This is a genomic window from Brachybacterium sacelli (assembly GCF_017876545.1).
Taxonomy (GTDB): Bacteria; Actinomycetota; Actinomycetes; order Actinomycetales; family Dermabacteraceae; genus Brachybacterium; species Brachybacterium sacelli.
Window position 1 is genome coordinate 834,491 of the sequence record NZ_JAGIOD010000002.1, and the last position, 16,315, is coordinate 850,805.

Annotated in this window: 20 protein-coding genes and 2 tRNA genes; 14 read left to right on the top strand and 8 right to left on the bottom strand. The window is 67.7% G+C overall.

Going from position 1 to position 16,315, the window contains the following annotated elements; genetic code table 11:
• Positions 1-101: 101 nt before the first annotated feature.
• From JOF43_RS17950 to JOF43_RS17960, 3 genes are all read left to right on the top strand, one after another.
• A complete protein-coding gene (locus tag JOF43_RS17950) occupies positions 102-773 on the top strand; it encodes an SDR family NAD(P)-dependent oxidoreductase (protein ID WP_209904414.1) in 672 nt (223 codons plus the stop codon).
• 230 nt (positions 774-1,003) lie between these two features.
• Entirely contained in the window at positions 1,004-1,738 is a 735-nt protein-coding gene (locus JOF43_RS17955; RefSeq protein WP_209904415.1) for an SDR family NAD(P)-dependent oxidoreductase, read from the top strand.
• A gap of 38 nt (positions 1,739-1,776) precedes the next feature.
• The gene (locus JOF43_RS17960) at positions 1,777-2,544 is read left to right on the top strand and encodes a glucose 1-dehydrogenase (RefSeq protein ID WP_209904416.1); all 768 of its coding nucleotides are present in this window, start codon (positions 1,777-1,779) and stop codon (positions 2,542-2,544) included.
• A 735-nt stretch (positions 2,545-3,279) separates the two neighbouring features.
• Here JOF43_RS17960 and JOF43_RS17965 read toward each other — a convergent pair.
• Together JOF43_RS17965 and JOF43_RS17970 are read right to left on the bottom strand one after the other, a co-directional pair.
• Positions 3,280-4,011, bottom strand: coding sequence for a phosphatase PAP2 family protein (locus JOF43_RS17965; protein WP_209898571.1), 732 nt, complete (start codon positions 4,009-4,011; stop codon positions 3,280-3,282).
• A 102-nt stretch (positions 4,012-4,113) separates the two neighbouring features.
• Positions 4,114-5,262 (bottom strand): IS30 family transposase, encoded by a 1,149-nt coding sequence (locus JOF43_RS17970; protein ID WP_209904417.1) that lies wholly within the window; start codon positions 5,260-5,262, stop codon positions 4,114-4,116.
• Positions 5,263-5,441: 179 nt separating this feature from the next.
• Between JOF43_RS17970 and JOF43_RS17975 the strand changes: the two genes are divergently transcribed.
• The 4 genes from JOF43_RS17975 (at position 5,442) to JOF43_RS23300 (ending at position 7,745) form a co-directional block, all read left to right on the top strand.
• The gene (locus JOF43_RS17975; RefSeq protein WP_209904418.1) at positions 5,442-6,215 is read left to right on the top strand and encodes a class I SAM-dependent methyltransferase; all 774 of its coding nucleotides are present in this window, start codon (positions 5,442-5,444) and stop codon (positions 6,213-6,215) included.
• A 42-nt stretch (positions 6,216-6,257) separates the two neighbouring features.
• On the top strand, positions 6,258-6,638 hold the full coding sequence (locus JOF43_RS17980) for a DUF4440 domain-containing protein (RefSeq protein WP_209904419.1): 381 nt from the start codon (positions 6,258-6,260) through the stop codon (positions 6,636-6,638).
• Between the two features lie 258 nt (positions 6,639-6,896).
• The gene (locus JOF43_RS17985) at positions 6,897-7,271 is read left to right on the top strand and encodes a P-loop NTPase family protein (RefSeq protein WP_245354604.1); all 375 of its coding nucleotides are present in this window, start codon (positions 6,897-6,899) and stop codon (positions 7,269-7,271) included.
• Between the two features lie 12 nt (positions 7,272-7,283).
• On the top strand, positions 7,284-7,745 hold the full coding sequence (locus tag JOF43_RS23300; RefSeq protein ID WP_377783830.1) for a phosphotransferase family protein: 462 nt from the start codon (positions 7,284-7,286) through the stop codon (positions 7,743-7,745).
• 67 nt (positions 7,746-7,812) lie between these two features.
• Here the strand turns inward: JOF43_RS23300 and JOF43_RS17995 are convergent, their stop codons facing one another.
• Both JOF43_RS17995 and JOF43_RS18000 read right to left on the bottom strand, forming a co-directional pair.
• Positions 7,813-8,028 carry a hypothetical protein gene (locus tag JOF43_RS17995; protein WP_209904422.1) on the bottom strand — a complete coding sequence of 72 codons (216 nt, stop codon included), beginning with the start codon at positions 8,026-8,028 and terminating at the stop codon, positions 7,813-7,815.
• A gap of 376 nt (positions 8,029-8,404) precedes the next feature.
• A tRNA-Leu gene (locus tag JOF43_RS18000) sits at positions 8,405-8,486 on the bottom strand.
• 145 nt (positions 8,487-8,631) lie between these two features.
• Here JOF43_RS18000 and JOF43_RS18005 point away from each other — a divergent pair.
• Positions 8,632-9,387 (top strand): SDR family oxidoreductase, encoded by a 756-nt coding sequence (locus tag JOF43_RS18005; RefSeq protein ID WP_209904423.1) that lies wholly within the window; start codon positions 8,632-8,634, stop codon positions 9,385-9,387.
• A 114-nt stretch (positions 9,388-9,501) separates the two neighbouring features.
• Positions 9,502-9,876: a hypothetical protein gene (locus JOF43_RS18010; protein WP_245354605.1), complete on the top strand. Its 375-nt coding sequence runs from the start codon at positions 9,502-9,504 to the stop codon at positions 9,874-9,876.
• A gap of 110 nt (positions 9,877-9,986) precedes the next feature.
• Here JOF43_RS18010 and JOF43_RS18015 read toward each other — a convergent pair whose 3' ends face one another.
• Entirely contained in the window at positions 9,987-10,403 is a 417-nt protein-coding gene (locus tag JOF43_RS18015; protein ID WP_209904424.1) for a YchJ family protein, read from the bottom strand.
• 90 nt (positions 10,404-10,493) lie between these two features.
• Between JOF43_RS18015 and JOF43_RS18020 the strand changes: the two genes are divergently transcribed.
• On the top strand, positions 10,494-10,955 hold the full coding sequence (locus JOF43_RS18020) for a GNAT family N-acetyltransferase (protein ID WP_209904425.1): 462 nt from the start codon (positions 10,494-10,496) through the stop codon (positions 10,953-10,955).
• Positions 10,956-10,997: 42 nt separating this feature from the next.
• Here the strand turns inward: JOF43_RS18020 and JOF43_RS18025 are convergent, their stop codons facing one another.
• On the bottom strand, positions 10,998-11,894 hold the full coding sequence (locus tag JOF43_RS18025; protein WP_209904426.1) for an NAD-dependent epimerase/dehydratase family protein: 897 nt from the start codon (positions 11,892-11,894) through the stop codon (positions 10,998-11,000).
• Between the two features lie 186 nt (positions 11,895-12,080).
• On the opposite strand from JOF43_RS18025, the gene JOF43_RS18030 reads away from it, so the two are divergent.
• Positions 12,081-12,157: transfer RNA gene (locus tag JOF43_RS18030), tRNA-Lys, on the top strand.
• A gap of 52 nt (positions 12,158-12,209) precedes the next feature.
• Here JOF43_RS18030 and JOF43_RS18035 read toward each other — a convergent pair.
• On the bottom strand, positions 12,210-13,235 hold the full coding sequence (locus JOF43_RS18035) for a hypothetical protein (protein ID WP_209904427.1): 1,026 nt from the start codon (positions 13,233-13,235) through the stop codon (positions 12,210-12,212).
• A gap of 153 nt (positions 13,236-13,388) precedes the next feature.
• Entirely contained in the window at positions 13,389-14,162 is a 774-nt protein-coding gene (locus tag JOF43_RS18040) for an ABC transporter ATP-binding protein (protein WP_209904428.1), read from the bottom strand.
• Between the two features lie 162 nt (positions 14,163-14,324).
• Between JOF43_RS18040 and JOF43_RS18045 the strand changes: the two genes are divergently transcribed.
• The 3 genes from JOF43_RS18045 to JOF43_RS18055 all read left to right on the top strand — a co-directional run bounded on the left by JOF43_RS18045 (position 14,325) and on the right by JOF43_RS18055 (position 16,271).
• A complete protein-coding gene (locus JOF43_RS18045) occupies positions 14,325-14,609 on the top strand; it encodes an antibiotic biosynthesis monooxygenase family protein (protein WP_209904429.1) in 285 nt (94 codons plus the stop codon).
• A gap of 148 nt (positions 14,610-14,757) precedes the next feature.
• Positions 14,758-15,261 carry a transporter substrate-binding domain-containing protein gene (locus tag JOF43_RS18050; protein WP_209904430.1) on the top strand — a complete coding sequence of 168 codons (504 nt, stop codon included), beginning with the start codon at positions 14,758-14,760 and terminating at the stop codon, positions 15,259-15,261.
• Complete coding sequence (locus JOF43_RS18055) at positions 15,258-16,271, top strand: cation efflux transmembrane domain-containing protein (RefSeq protein WP_209904431.1); 1,014 nt, start codon at positions 15,258-15,260, stop codon at positions 16,269-16,271. The genes JOF43_RS18050 and JOF43_RS18055 overlap by 4 nt, the downstream gene beginning before the upstream one ends.
• Positions 16,272-16,315 lie beyond the last annotated feature (44 nt).

The following is a 16,315-nucleotide window of genomic DNA, read 5'->3' on the forward strand; positions in this document are numbered from 1 at the left end:
ACTCGACGACCAACCGATGCGGCGTCGCCGGCCCGGACACAGTCGTTCCGCGATCAACCGGCTGTTGTCCGGACTCGTAAGGCGTCATCGGAAGGACGATCATGAGCACCATCGCGATCATCGGAGCCGGCCCCGGGCTCGGCCAGGCCACCGCCGGCCGTTTCGGCCGCGAGGGGTTCGCCGTCGCGCTGATCTCGCGTCGCCAGGCCCACGTCGACGAGCTGGCCGCCGAGCTGGCCGACGAGGGCATCACGGTCCGCGGCTACGCGGCGGACGTCCGTGATCTGCGGGCGCTGCGCTCGGCGCTCGACACCGCGGCGTCCGACCTGGGCCCGATCGAGGTCCTGCAATACAGCCCGGCCCCCGCAGCGGAGTTCATGAAGCCGGTGCTCGAGGCGACGGCCGAGGACCTTGCCGGCCCCGTCGAGCAGTCGGTGTACGGGCCTGTCACCGCCGTGCAGCGCGTCCTGCCCGGCATGCGTGAGGTGGGCCGGGGCACGATCCTGTTCATCAACGGGTCCAGCGCCGTGAGTCCGAGCGGCGGCGTGGCGGGAACCTCCATCGCCTTCGCCGGGGAGAGCGCCTACGGCCAGATGCTGCACGACGCGCTGGCGCCCGAAGCCATCCACGTCGCGCAGCTGATCATCCCGCGTGGCATCGGCGGTGGCGAGCCCGACCACGAGCCCGCCGCCCTCGCCGAACGCATCTGGTCCCTCCACCGTGACCGCTGCGCGTTCCGGACCTTCGTCGGCGAAGAGACGGCACAGGGATAACATCGCTCGGCTGACGTGGCACATGACGTTGCTCGCCTCTGTCGTCGCCGTGACGGCGTCGGCAGTCTGCACAGATATCCCCGGAAGCGCTCTTCGGGGCGGCCGAGCGAGACGGCGGCGTGTTTCATTCCCGCGGGGCAAGCTCGTACGACGCGACCTTCACCTCCCGGCCCCGACGACGACCGCGTTCTGCTCATCGACCCCACAACCCACCCAGAGGAGGGACGCCCGTGTCGCGCATACTGATCACCGGGTCCACCGACGGCGTCGGCCGGGCCACGGCCGCGTCGCTGCAGGTCGACGGCCACGACATCGTCGTCCACGCCCGCCACGACCAGAGGCTCTCCGCCGTCGAGGAGCTGATCGCTCGCGGCGCGCGCAGCGTCGTCGGCGACCTCGCTGACCCCGACGAGCTGCAGGGCATCGCCGAGCAGGCGAACGGACTGGGACCGTTCGACGCCGTCATCCACAACGCCGGGATCATCGATGGACCGGCGCTCTTGCCGGTCAACGCCGTTGCGCCGTACGTGCTCACTGCGCTTATTCCGGCGTCACGGCTGGTCTACCTCAGCAGCAGCATGCACCGTGGCGGTCATGCCGACCTCGCCGGCGCCGACTGGTCCGGCGCACGGAATTCGGTCTCCTACTCCGACAGCAAGCTGTTCGCCACGACGCTCATGGCCGCCATCGCCCGGCGCTGGCCGAACGTGCGCACGCACGCGGTCGATCCCAGCTGGGTACCCACGAAGATGGGCGGCCCGTCGGCGAGCGACGACCTCGCGCTCGGCCACGTCACCCAGGCCTGGCTCGCCACCAGCGACGATCCCGAGGCCCTGGTCTCCGGTCGCTACTGGCACCACCGGCGGATCGAGGAGCCCCACGCCGCTGTGCACGACGAGCGGTTCCAGGACGAGCTGGTCGCGTCTCTGGCGGAGCACACCGGCGTCGACCTCCCGTTCACCTGACCCCGACCCGGACCACCCACGAAGAAGGAGCATCACTCATGACCGTCTCATATGACTTCACAGGAAAGACTGCGTTCGTCACCGGCGGCAGCGCCGGCATGGGAGCCGCCACCGTCCGCGCGTTCGCCGACGCCGGAGCGGCTGTCGCCATCGTCGACCTCGACGGGGACGCCGCCGAGCAGTTCGCCGCGCAGCTGAACGACGAAGGCCACCGGGCGCTGGCCATCGCCTGCGACGTCTCGGACGAGGGCCAGGTCGCCGCCGCGGTCGACGCGGCCGTCGAGGCGTTCGGCAGCCTGGACATGGCATTCAACAATGCCGGGATCATGCTCCCGCCCATCGACTCCGCCGACGAGACCGAGGACGCTTTCGACAAGATCGTCGACGTCAACCTCCGCGGCGTGTGGGGATCGATGAAGCACGAGCTGAAGCAGATGCGCGAGCAGGGCTCGGGCGCGATCGTGAACTGCTCATCGCTGGGCGGCCTCGTCGGCGGCGACGGCCGGAGCAGTTACCACGCCACGAAGCACGGGGTGCTCGGGGCGACCAAGAGCGTCGCCCTGCAGTACGGACAGCGGGGCGTGCGCGTGAACGCCGTCTGCCCGGGCACGATCGCCACGCCGATGGTCGAGCGTATGACGTCCGGCGGCGAGCTCGACCCCGACGGTGCTCTCGCCGCGATCCCGATGGGCCGGCTCGGCCGCCCAGAGGAGATCGCCGCGGCCGTTCTGTGGTTGTGCAGCGATGCCGCCAGCTATGTCACCGGCGTGGCCCTGCCCGTCGACGGCGCGCACACCGCCCAGTAGCCGATCCGAGACGAAGGAATTCATCACGAGGAAGAAGACCTTCGCACTGGCTACGGGGGTGATCACCGCAGCGCTGCCGGCCGGATGCAGCGCAGACCCTGGCACGAAGGAGACCGCTTCCTCGTCGCCGAACCAGAACGCCGAGCAACGCCGCTCACCCGAGAAGGCACTCCTCAGTTCCCGCTCACGCTTGGCGAACGTGGATGAACGCGCACGCGCGGTTCAGCGTCCCCGATCGGGTCGTCCCGCCGACGCGGAACCGAACGCGGCACGAAAGCCGGTGGATCTGGCGACTGCCCCCAGTTTCACTCCGGACGCGAAACGACTGCACCCCCTGCAGCGGAGCGACGTGAACGGTGCCGACCAATTGTTCTGTCGCATGACGCCATTCGGGAGTAGTCTGTCGCGGTCGCCTCGCAGTGTCATCGAAGCCCATAGCGAGACGACCCCTGGGAAGGGACGCCCTCATCCTTCTACGGCGGGATCAGGGCATCTGCCACCGGCAGCCTGCCCGGTCATGGGATCAACGACGACACGGCCGGACACGAAGAAGCGCCCCGACTCTCCCGTTCTGGAAGGGTGGGGGCGTTTTCTTGCGTTCACGACTGACCAGAGCCATCCTCAGCTTTTCCACAAACGACGGCGGTCTCAATCTGTCAACGCATCGGCGCACACGTGATTCGCCTGTAGGTGTCGTGCACTGGGGAGTCACGGCAGCAGACGCTTCGCCCGGCCCTACGCGGTGCGCGCGGAGTCGAGTCGAATATGCCGGGGAGGACGGGGGCGGTACTGGTCTGGGCTCGCAGCGATAAGGCAATCGAGAAGCGGAAACCGCCGGCACCATTTCAGCAGCCGTGCGATAGGTGGTGTCCCCACTTTGGTGATTACGATGACCGCTATGGTGGCAAGCAACGCCCCGGCCAGCACGTCATGGAAGTAGTGCACGCCCACAGCAACGCGGCTGAATCCGATAAGTCCTGCGAGGGGCAGGGCGAGGATGCCAAGGCGTGGATTCATGGCCAGCACGGCAAGGGCGATGGCGACAGAGATCGTGGCGTGGTTGCTGGGCCAGGACCAATCGGTTGCCTCGGGGCACGCCGCAATCGTGGTGACGGTGAAGTTGTAGCAGGGCCTTAGTTCGCTGAACAGGACCTTGATGACTTCGCTGGACACGTAGGCCGCTATGACCCCGAACCCTGCGGCGACACCTCGCGCTAGGTGCGTCATTCCTCTTTTGCGCGCACTCAGAGCAGCTACGGCGAAGAGAGTGATCAGGCCAAGAATTCCGTACTCCGAGACCGACGAGAAGAAGCTCTGCACCGGTCCTGGCAGTTGGTTGGACCACGCGACGGTGCCGCGGTAGGTCATCCCTCGTACGAGGAGTAGCGCCAGGACGGCAAGTAAGCCAACAGCAGCCACCCCGGCAATGATGAGGCGTGGTGAGAGGCGAGCGGCACGGGAGATCATGACAGTAATTCAGTCAGCAGAGAGGCAGGGGCGCATCCACCCCGAGACGGACCCGAGTTGCGGGGTATCCGTCTCAGGGTGGACCGGTTGAGACTCACCTCGTCAGTTGAGGAAGGATTGGCTGGGCGCTGTTGCGAGGAGTTCCTGGCTGGTCTTCCATCCCAGGACACGCCGAGGTCGGCCGTTGATCTTTCCTGCGATGACGTCAAGCTCGGCCTGTGTCAAGTGAGAGAAGTCCGCCTGCTTTGGGAGGTACTGGCGCAGGAGCCGGTTGGTGTTTTCGTTCGAGCCGCGCTGCCAGGGCGAGCGAGGGTCGCAGAAGTAGACGCGAATGCCGAGCTCATGGGCGATACTCTTGTGCTCGGACATTTCTCGCCCGCGGTCCCACGTGAGCGACTGCAACAGCCACGGCGGAAGCTCCCGGAGGTTGCGGATCAGAGCGTCACGCACCTCCGTGCCTTTGATCCCTTGTAGCTTCACTAAGCGAACTGCACGCGTGGAGCGCTCGACCAGCGTCGCAACAGCGCTGGGCCGCCGACCCATGACGAGATCCCCTTCCCAGTGCCCGATCTCAACCCGAGTCTCGATCCGCGCCGGGCGATCATGAATCGAGACCATGCTCCTCAATCGGCCACGCCCGTGTCCGGTGCGTCGCGACTGGCGCGATGTGCGGAGCCGACGGCCGGAACGCAGGTGAACGCTCATCTCGGAAGGAAGGGCCGGGCATGTGGCGGTGTAGAGGCTCCGATAGATCGCCTCGTGGGAGATCCGCATCTTCGGGTCGTTCAAAAAGGCCCGTCGTAGCCACGCCGCGATCTGCTCAGGAGACCAGTCCTCGTGCAGCTTCTCCCTCACAACGCCGCGCAGCTCCTCGTTCGCATCGAGCTTGGTGAGCTTGGGGCGCTGCGCGAGCTGCCAAGCGTGCTCATCTGCCATGGCAGCTCTGTACTGGTCACGGCCGCCGTTGCGGGAGATCTCTCGCGAGATCGAGGAGTCTGACCGACCGAGTCGAGCAGCGATCGTTCGAGCGGAATCACCGGCGGCGAGTCCTCGGGAGATCTCCTCCCTCTCCGCCAGTGACAAACGCAGAGCAGCGCGACGGCGCTGCGCTGGGCGGATCCCACCCGACTTCGCCAGGTGTCTGCGTACCGCCTCACGGCTGCAGTGCACCGATCGGGCGATCACGCGAATCGGCTCGCCTGCACGCCATCGCTCCCACACGGCATCCTGCACTTCGATTTCCAACGCCATCCCTGCCAGCTCCTCTCCCGTCCATGCGCACACTCCCATCATGTGCGATGCGTTGATGGGTTGAGACCGCCACCGTTTCTGGCACGCGACTGTTCGACTTCCTGCTGCTGCTCGTCGGGCCCGCACTCGAGTAGATGTTCCTTCCGCCCGGCACCCGGGGTGCTGCTACGGTCGGCGGCATGCCTGAGCAAAGCGACGCAGAGGTCGTCAGACAGAACAGCAAGTACTGGGAACTTCTTGCCCCGCACCGGCGCGGCGAGCCTGTCGACTTCTTCCGGGAAGGTGGAAGCGCCTTGACCGAGGCTGAGCTGGCCGCGATCGGTGACGTACAGGGGCGACGGGTACTCCAACTCGCGGGGTCGATCGGCGACGAAGGCCTGACGTTTGCTCAACGCGGAGCAGATGTGACTGTCGTGGACATCGCGCCCTCGCACCTCGAGACTGGGCGCGCGAAGGCATCGGCACTGGGGTTGTCGGTGGACTTCATCGAGCAAGACATGATGAGCCTGGACCCCGACATCACCGGGTTCGACATCGTCTACATCTCGAGCGGCGGCATCTGCTGGGCACCGAACCTCTCGGACTGGGCGGCTCTAGTCGCCGACCGTCTAAACGACGGTGGGCTGTTGGTCGTCCAGGAACATCACCCGCTGTGGGAAGTTCTGACTGTGCGAGGGCTGGGTGAGCTGTCCGTCACCGGCGACTACTTCAACGCAGGCTGGGACGGATACGACGATCAGTCGAAAGCGCCGCAGGTGACCCGGGTGCTAGGTGTGCCCGATGCTCCGCATCGCAGCTACGTCTGGAGCGTCGGCAGCCTGACGAGCGCACTCGTGACTGCCGGGTTCACGATCCGCTCCTTGCAGGAATTCCCCGAGCTCGACATGTATTCAGGCCTGGGCGAGCGCGCCTCTTCGATCCCAGCCACCTACCTGCTGGCGGCCACCCGTTAGGGACCGTTTACGGCACAGTCGGGGTGGGTGACGATTGGACCCATGGATCTCGCCCTTAAGGAACTGCTGGCTCGCGAGCCCTTGACCCACAGGCTGCCCGCACAGGCGCCCCGCGACACCATCGCGGATCTTCTCGACCCGGAGTTCCGCGAGGTCGGTGCCTCCGGAGAGGTCTACGACCGAGGTCTCGTGATCGACGTAGTTGAGGAGAGATACCGAGACGGGACGGATCCTGATGACAGTAGGTGGCGCCTGCAAGACCCATCGATCCGCCAGCTCGGAGAGGACCTATACCTCCTCACCTACACCCTGGAGTTCGACGGGTGCGTCTCCCGAAGAGTCACGCTCTGGCGGCTGCAGACTCCGGTGTGGCGCGCTCTTTACCACCAAGGCACCCGCTGCTCATCGCGCGATGCCGTCTGAGCTGATATCGACTGTTTACGGCCCAGCACCTGTGAGGTCAGGAACCATCGCCCATCGAGCTGAGGGCTCACCGATACTGGATGGATGGAGCCATGCCGACTCAACATTATGGGCGCCAGCGGCGCGGGAGCCACGACCTTGGGGCGTGCGATCGCTAACTCGTGGTCCGTCCCGCACGCCGACAGCGACGACTACTACTGGTTGCCGACCGACCCCGCTTTCACCACTCCGCGGGCTGTCCCCGAGCGGATCAATCTCATGAACCAGATCTTCACCTCCCGAGTGGCGTGGGTCCTATCAGGAGCGATGACGAGCTGGGGGGAATCCATCGTCTCCCTCTGCGACGCAACGGTCTTCCTGACCGTCGATCCGCAAGAGCGCATGCGTCGGCTGGAGGCCCGCGAGGAACTGCGCCGTGATGTAGAGGGCTTGAACGAGGATGCTTCACAGGATTTCCTGGAGTGGGCCGCGGGTTATGACGACCCCTCGTTCAAGAGTCGAAGCCTCCGATCCCAGGAAGCGTGGCTCGGACACCTGCCGACACCGATCCTCCGGCTCGACTCCTCACAATCCGTCGAGGAGCTGTGTCGTCGGGTGCTCGCCTGGGATCCAGGCATCTCATCAGACCGTTAAACCTACTGTTACATATCCTTCCAGGCCGCCCTATGGGCACGCGAGATCAGATGTCATCTATCGGTGCGGCAGTCCCTTCACCTCGATCTGCTTCGAGGGGTGGTCGATGCAGGTCCTCGAACACTCGTCCACGGCGACAGTCACCTCGGGAATGTGGTCCGATCGTCGTTGGGCCAGCCCCTTCTGGTGGATTGGCAGTCCGCACGTATCGGCACCTCCGCGGGCGACATCGCCTTCGCCCTCACGCGAGCAGCCGCTGAGACAGGCGCGGTCCCCCGGGACCGGGTCATAGGTGCTTATAGCGCGGCTGCGGGCGTCGAACCTGACCCCACCCGTCGCGCTGTCACAGCGCAACAGCTATTGACGCTCGTCGAGCAGTATCCGGAGTTCGCCGACTTCCTCGGCACGCGAGATATCGACCGGCTTCGCCGGACCTTCGATCTTCTCCTCAGCGAGTGGGCAGACCAGGGGTAACTCAACGTCGCACGCACCGGTGCCCATAGGGAACCATCGATCCTGCGGGCAGCACTCAGCTTGCGAATCAGCAGCGGGTAGCGATGCGATGGACTCGCGCGTCCCCAACATCCATCGTCTGGCTAACGGCCATTCTGTCGAGACACCAACGCAGGTGCCAGTGAGGCTCCCGGTCCGCATTCGCATACCCCTCGTCGAGGAGGTAGTCCGTCGCGGGCCCGGTCGAGCGGAACTCCAGCTCCCCGTCGGGTGTCTCTACGACGAACTCCATCTCCGCGCTCATTCGCGAGATCCTAAGCCCGCCCGCTGTCCATGTCGCCACCTAAGTCGCAGGGGCCGGGATTCGGGCAGGCCCAGCCGTGGCGGGTGCGGATCAGCGCCGTGGTCATGCTGGCTCCACGTCGCCGCATTCGTCGACCCCTCACGGGCTGATGCCAGAACACCGGGGCGACTCCGTCCCGCACCAGCACGTCACGCCATTCCATGGAATTCACGTGCAGAAACCGTCGTGCTCGAGCCGCCTGCCATCGGCCATGCCGCCAAGAGTGGGGAGGGGTCTGTCATGTCGACCTCAGTGGGCCGTGCCTCTTGCGTGTCCGATCCGGGCTCAAGGTACGTACCGAGGACGTATCGCCCCAGTTCAGGATCGTATGGATGGGTGCGCGAGAAGGGACTCGAACCCTCATGCCCTAGGGCACTGGAACCTAAATCCAGCGCGTCTGCCAGTTCCGCCACTCGCGCGCCCGCACAGCCTATCCGCCCTGCTGGGATGCTCCGGGTAGGCTCGTCCCTCGGTGGCGCGATGCACCCCGCCCGTTCCGGGCGGCGAGAGCATCTGCCCCGCCTCCTCGACACCGAAACCGGCCCGACATCACAGGAGACCTCCATGAGCGCCCTCGCAGGCAAGACCGCCGTCATCACTGGATCCTCGCGCGGGGTCGGCGCCGCCACCGCGAAGCGGCTCGCCGAGCAGGGCGCGAACGTCGTCATCAACTACCGCCAGAAGGCACCCCGGGCGAACAAGGTCGTCGCCGAGATCGAGGCGGCCGGCGGCCGCGCCGTCGCCGTCGGCGCGGATCTCACTGACGCCGAGGGCCTGAGCACTCTCATGCAGACGGCCGTGGACACCTTCGGAAGCCTCGACCTGCTGGTCCTGAACGCCTCCGGCGGGATGGAGGCCGACCTCGGCGAGGACTACGCGATGCGTCTGAACCGCGACGCGCAGTCCGAGGCCCTCAGCGCGGGGCTCGAGCATCTGACCACCGGCGGGCGCGTCGTGTTCGTGACCAGCCACCAGGCCCACTTCATCGAGGATGTCGAGACCATGCCCGAGTACGAGCAGGTCGCGCGCTCCAAGCGGGCCGGAGAGGAGGCGCTGACCGCACGGATCGGCGAGATGTCCGAGAAGGGCGTCTCCTTCGTCGTCGTCTCCGGCGACATGATCGAGGGCACCGTGACCGCCACACTGCTCAACCGGGCCCGCCCCGGTGCGCTCGAGGAGCGCCGCGAGGCCGCCGGCAAGCTCTACTCCGTCGACGAGTTCGGTGCCGAGGTCGCGGCCATGGCCAGCGCCGACGTCGAGACCGGCCACATCGAACTGGTCGGCGGCGCCGACGACTTCCTCGCCCGCACCCAGGCCTGAACGGGCCGGACCGCCCGTTCGGTCCCGTCCCGGAGAACCGGGTCGATTCCGGACGGACGGCCTGCTCGCGATACGATCGGCGCAAGCAAGCCCTGACGACCCCCGGAGGCAGTGGTGGCCAAGAAGAAGAGCCTGGACGATATGCGCGACGAGGCGTACCGCCGGCAGGACAACCTGGCGTCGGACATCGACGAGCTGGTCGACCGTGTGAACCCCAAGAATGCGGTGACCCGTTGGAAGAACGAGATCGTCGGCTCGGCGAAGGGTTTTTCCGACGCCGGTGACGACAAGACCGCCCCGACGCTCCCGGTAGCGATCGCAGGCGGCGTCATCGGCGTGGTCCTCCTCGGCGCAGGAGTCGCGGCCGCGATCGCCCTGTCCGGAGGAGATGAGAAGGACTGTTCCGCGGCGGAGAAGGACAAGGCCAGAACCAAGGCCAAGGCCGCCGCGGCGAAGGCGAAGCAGAAGGCCCGCAGCGAGACCGCATGATCCGACGCGGGGACCTGCCCGTACAGCACAAGCCTCTCGGCGCCGGTCGCCTCCCGCGACCGGCGCCGAACGCTGCCTGACCCGCGCCCTCCCGGCGGGGGACTCGGCCTCTAGACCTCGCCGTCCAGGTACAGCCATTCCCCGTCCTCCCGCACGAAGCGCGAGAGCTCGTGCTGCTGCTGTCTGCCCTGCGGGGTGCGGGAGATCGCCACGAACTCCACGGTCCCCGCATCATCGAAGGGACCGCCGCCGCTGGTCGCGCGGACGTCGAGGCGCAGCCAGCGCGTCCCGTCCGCCAGCGAGTCCGCGAGGTCGTCGCGGTCGGGCCGTTCGCGGGGATGCCAGGTCCTCAGCAGGTGCTCGACGTCCCCGACGGCGAAGGCCGTGTATCGCGATCTCATGAGTGCTTCCGCGGTGGCCGCGCGACGCTCCTGGCGCAGCACCGGACCGCAGCAGGCGCCGTAGGTGTCGCCGCGCCCGCAGGGGCAGCGGGAGGCGTCCGGCGGGGGAGTGGATGCGGTGCTCATGCTCCGAGTATGCCCGGTCCGCGGCCGCGGGTTCCTGCTCGGCGGCAGGCAGCGACCCCAGGGCGGTCTGCTCGATGACAGGATCGGGGCATGACCGGAGATACTCGTTCCGCGCCCGGATCCGACCAGGAGCGCACGCAGCTGCCGGCCGGCTTCCGACTGAGGCACGAGCCGCCGACGAACGCGGAGTACGTGCGATTGCGCGCGATCTCGGGGCTCAGCCCTCGTACCCCCGAGCAGGCTGCGGGTGCACTCTCCTCGAGCTGGGCGTGGACGATCGTGCGCTCCGCCGACGGGGGCCTGGCGGCGATGGGACGTGTGATCGGGGACGGCACCTGGTACTTCCATCTCGCCGATGTGGCCACCGACCCCGCGCAGCAGCGTCGAGGTCTCGGCCGGGCGGTGATGGAGGACCTCATCGCGTGCATCGATGCCGCAGCACCACCGGATCCGTACGTCACCCTGCTCGCGGATCCGCCGGGCCAGCACCTCTACCGGTCGCTGGGATTCGTGGACTCCGCCCCGAGCCTGGGGATGCGGCTGCCCCGCTGACGGAGCGGCGGTGGGGATTCGGCGGAATCCGACCCATCGGGGTCAGCGCCGGGACCAGCCCGGGGTGGACGGGCCCACCGTCGGCCGCCAGCCGGTCTCGGACATGAACCGCACCGAGGAGACCCGCAGCGAGCGGCGCTGGGTGTCGAGCCGGGTGCCGACGATGGCCTGGGTGAGCTCCGGGTAGAACTTGGCGGGGGCCCCGACCCCGGCCTCCATGGCCAGATCCTTCGCCCAGCGGGCCTTGGTGATCGGCTCGCCGCCGACGTTGTAGAAGCCGCTGTCCGCGCGCAGGGCTGCCACGAAGGCGCGGCCCGCATCCGAGTGGTGCAGCAGCGTCACGTAGTTCTCGGGCTTGCCCAGCAGGATCGGGTCGCCCTCCCGGGTGGCCTTCAGGGCATGGGTGGTGTGGGGATCGCGGCCGAACAGCTGGCCCAGGCGCAGGATCACGGAGCTGCGTCCGGCGGAGGCGAAGTCCACTGCGGCACGCATCTCGGCGACACGGGGCCGGAACGCCTGGTTGTGCACGCTCAGTCGCTGGTCCTCCCCGATCCACTCGGACCCGTTGTCCGGGTACAGGTAGATGGTGGACTCCTGGATCAGCCGGCGCACGCCGGCCTCGGCCGCGGCCCCCGCGATCGCGACGGAGGCCTCGAGATGGAGCTTGTCGTCCTCGCGCCAGGCGAGGGGGCGCAGACCCGACATGCCGACCGGCACGTGGGCGAGGGCGTTGATGACGACGTCGTAGCCGCGGAAGGCACGAGCGAGGTCGGAGGGGTCGAAGACATCGGCCACCACGGCGCCGCCGCCGCGGCCCTCGATGATCGGTATCCCGGAATCGCGTCGGGTGATGCCTGTGACCTCGTGCCCTGCGGCCACGAGCGCCTCGACGGCTTCCTGGCCCAGCACACCTGTGGCACCGGTGACGGCGATCCTCACGCTGACCTCCTTCGCCGACGATCCGTGGACCCTCGCGCATCGACCTTCCTGGGAGGTCGAGTCTATGTGATGACCACCGGTCCCATCTCAGGGACCGCCGAGGAGGCAGGTGCTGTCGGCTCGCTCACACGGGGCCTTCACGAGTTGGCCTGGCGGCGCGGGGAGAGTAAAGTTCTTTCCTGTTCGGCGCCATTAGCTCAGTTGGTTAGAGCAGCTGACTCTTAATCAGCGGGTCCGGGGTTCGAATCCCTGATGGCGCACCACGAGAAGCCCCTCGGCCAGTCGGCCGAGGGGCTTCGTCGTGGTTGTGGTACTTCAGGTGGCGATCTCGCGCGGAGGGGCCGCAGCGGCGAGTGACCTGCCGACTGTCGTGCCCCACATGGTGGGGAACTCGGTCGGGAAGATGCGAAGAGAGTCTGCCTCTCCGAGGCGAGCGCTCGTCGCGACGAGTGAACCTCGGCCCGACGGTACGCCCTCCACGAAGATCCGGGGCGGCTGCTCTCCACGCTTCTCCTGGGCGAGAGCAAGATGGAGTCGATCCGAGAGGTAGGAGACATCCGCCGGAGCGAAGTGCGAAGCGATGCGCTCTGCGTATGCGTGAATGGTTGCCCCGGAGTGGGTGTCGAGCCCGAACTGGCCGGCGGTCTGCATGACCAGGGCGTGGATCCATTCCAGAACGGCGCCGTTGGATACAGCCGTCACCCGCAGGGTGTCCGCCGTTCCGTGAATGTCTCCCGTCTCGAAGAGTGCAAAGAGCGCATCCCCCAAGAGGTCGTTCCGGGTCGTCGATGACAACGAGAGGTGCACGTCTGACATGCCTCGAATCGCCGCGGAGTGCACGCCTCCCGCGACGGATGTGCGCTGACCGGCCGCGTAACCGATGCCGAATGACTGACCGAACATGCTGAACTGGTGCATCAGCGCGCCGCGGGCCTCGCCGGCGGTCTTCTCATCGAAGTGTCGCTCGACCTCAAGCACACGGCGTGGGTCCAGACGGATCACGGCGTCGGAAGTGTAGGCATGCGATGACGGTCTGGTCAGCAACTGCTCGGCGTGAGAGGCCAGCGCTTCTGCCGTCGCCCAGTCTTCACGATTGATCCTGCGCGCTTTGAACTCACCGACCAGGCCGACGATGGTCAGGACCACACCCGTGATCCAGAGCAAGGTGGTCAGGAGTAGGACGGTGACAAATCCTCCCACCTTGCCCCCAGCGGTGTCGGCGAACACCAGAGGAAGTGCGAGAAGACCGAGCGTAACGACCAGAAGGAACGGCCCGATGATCAGGGAATTGCGATGCAACTGATGGCGCGCTCGGCCGCACATGCTCGGCGATTTGCTCATGAGCTCACCATAGAGGCCATGCAGGGCGAATCTGTCCGCACTGTGAATCTCAGGGCACTCCTGGTCCCAGCGCTCGATGGGCACGTGCCTGTCTAACCGCTGAAGGCCCTGGTCGTCCTCGTCTTCGTAGGGCCCGCAGAGAGTTGAATCCGATCAGCGGTAGCGCTGCACGGCCTCCGCGGCGTTCTCGGCCAGCTCCCGGATCTCCTCGTGCTCGGTGTGGGCGAGCACCTCCGCGAAGGTGCCCTGCGCCAGGATCCGGCCCTGCCCCAGGAAGGCGACCTGCGGGCACAGGCGCTGCAGCAGTTCGAGGTCGTGGGAAGCGATCAGCACCGCGATCCCGAGGCGCTGGATGATCTGCCTCAGGGCCGCGGAGATCTCCCCGCGCATCCCCGGGTCCACGGCGGTCAGCGGCTCGTCCAGCACGAGGATCTCCGGGCGGGTCGCCAGTGCCGTGGCGAGCGCGACCCGCTGCGTCTCCCCGCCGGAGAGGGTGCGCATGCGGCGCGTCAGGTACTGCTCGCCGAGGCCCACGGTCTCGAGCATCTCGGTGGGGGAGACGGCGTGGGTGCGTCCGCCCTTGCGGGCCTCCTTCGCGGCCAGCTCGAGCCGGGAGGCGACGGTCTCCCGGGGGTCGGCGATGGTCATCGCGTACTGGGAGACGAAGCGCACCGCCGCGCGGAAAGCGCGGCGATCCTTGCCGCGCAGCCGGCGCACGCTGCGCCCGTCGAGAGTGACCTGGCCTGCGCTCGGCGAGAGCTCGCCGCGCAGCACCTGGATCAGCGTCGTCTTGCCCGCGCCGGAGGGGCCGAGCAGCCCGATCGGCGCGTCGCCGGCGCGCAGCGACAGGTCCACCCCGGTCAGGACCGGTTCGCCGGGGTATCCGGCGTGGAGGGCGGTGGCGGTCAGGGTGGTCGACGCAGGCATCGGGCTCTTCTCTCGCGGGACGGGGTCGCAGTGCACAGTAGCGGGGCGGGCTGGGGCCGGACTGCATCGGAGCGGGTCGGCGCAGAGCACAAGGTCCCGGGGAGGGATCTGTCAGCGGTGGAGGATGGGGCCGTTCGCACCCGATCCGTCCCGGAGGTCCCGATGACCGTCGTCAAGATCAACCGCCTCGCCGTGCCAGCAGGTCATCAGGCCGAGCTCGAGAAGCGCTTCGCCGCTCGCAAGCACTCCGTCGACTCCACCCCCGGCTTCGAGGGATTCGAGCTGCTGCGCCCGACCGGCGGCGAGGACCACTACTTCGTGGTCACGCGCTGGGCCGACGACTCCAGCTTCCAGGCCTGGGCCGCCCAGCGCGCCCCGCGCGATCCGAGCACCACGGTCTCGAAGGCCGAGGGGATCCTGGAGTTCGAGGTCGTCGAGCTGGACTGATCACTCGCCCGCGGCAGGTGCCGTTCGGCCCGGCCGTTCCGCCCCACCAGCCGAACGGTCGAGGCGGTTCCCTCCTGCGCGGCCGCGGCCTACGGTGAACGAACCGGAACCGGCCGGTGGGCAGAGCCGGCACGCTCGAGGGACGGAGATGATCGCGGTGGTCGCCCTGCGGACCCCTCGCAGCATCCTCCTCGTCCTCGCGATGATGCTCGTCCTCGTCACCGCGGGATGCCAAGGGCACTTCCCGGCGGATTCGCAGGGCACCCTGGACCGGGCGCGCGACGGCGTGCTCCGCGTCGGCATCAGCGAGAACGACCCCTTCACCGAAGTCGCCCCTGACGGATCCGTCAGCGGCAGCGAGGTCGACCTGATCCGGGAGTACGCTGCGAGCATCGACGCGGAGGTGGACTGGCAGCCGGGCGGGGAGAACGCCCTGGCCGCCTCGATGAAGGCCGGGGACCTCGATGTGGTCATCGGTGGTCTCGCCTCCGACGCCCCCTGGACCTCGAAGATCGCCCTCACCCGCCCGTACACGAGCACCACCGGCCCGGAAGGGAAGACGGTGAAGATCGTGATGGGGGTGACGCCGGGGGAGAACGCGCTGCTGGTGGATCTCGAGCGCTTCCTCGCCGAGGAGGCCGGTGACCTATGAGCGACGAGAAGGGGGAAGGTGGCGAGGAGGCGACCGGCTCGGGCCACGACGCCCTGGGCGAGCAGCAGCGCGCAGTGCTGCGCCGCGCGATCCGTCTGGAGTGGATCACCCTCGGGTGGATGTCGGCCACCGTCGCCCTGGTCGCCTTGGTCGCCGGTCAGTCCCAGGCGATGCGCGCGGCGTGGGCCGAGGACGTGCTCTCGCTGCTCCCGCCGATCGCCTTCCTGGTCGCCTCCCGACGCATCCGCAAGCGGCCCGACCGTCACCATCCCTACGGTCACCACCGTTCGATCGGCGTCGCCCATCTCGTCGCGGCGATCGCGCTGATCACGATGGGCGGCTACCTGTCCATCGACTCGGTGATAGGGCTCGTGGAGGTCGAGCGACCGCCCATCGGGCTGACCGTGATCGCCGGGCAGGCGATCTGGGCTGGCTGGTTGATGGTCGCTGTCATGGTGGTCACCAGCATCGGTCCCGTGATCCTCGGCTACAAGAAGCTGAAGCTCTCCGAGCAGCTGCACGACAAGGTGCTGTTCGCGGACGCAGACATGAGCAAGGCCGATTGGAGCACCGCGGTCGCCACGATCGCCGGCGTGCTCGGGATCGGACTGGGCCTGTGGTGGGCGGACGCCGTGGCCGCTCTCGTGGTCGCCGTCTCGATCCTGCGCGACGGAGTGAAGAACCTGCGCGGCTCGATCGCGGGACTCACCGACGTGGAGGCCCGCACGTACGACGACGCCGAGCCGCACCCTCTGACGCTCGAGATCGAACAGCGCGCCGCCGAGACACCGTGGGTGCGCGACGTCGCTGCACGGGTCCGCGACGAGGGGCACGTCTTCCACGCCGAGGTCTTCGTCGTCCCCCACCCCGGATCGGCGCCGACGACCGAGGACTTCGCAGAGCTCCGCGACCGGGTCGATGAATTGGACTGGAAGGTCCACGACATCGTGATCGCCCCCGTCGACGAGCTCCCCGGGATGCAGACCTTTCGGTCGACCCTGAGGACGTGAGCGGGCGGGAACCCTACGGTGGAAGAACGCCGCACGGGACCACC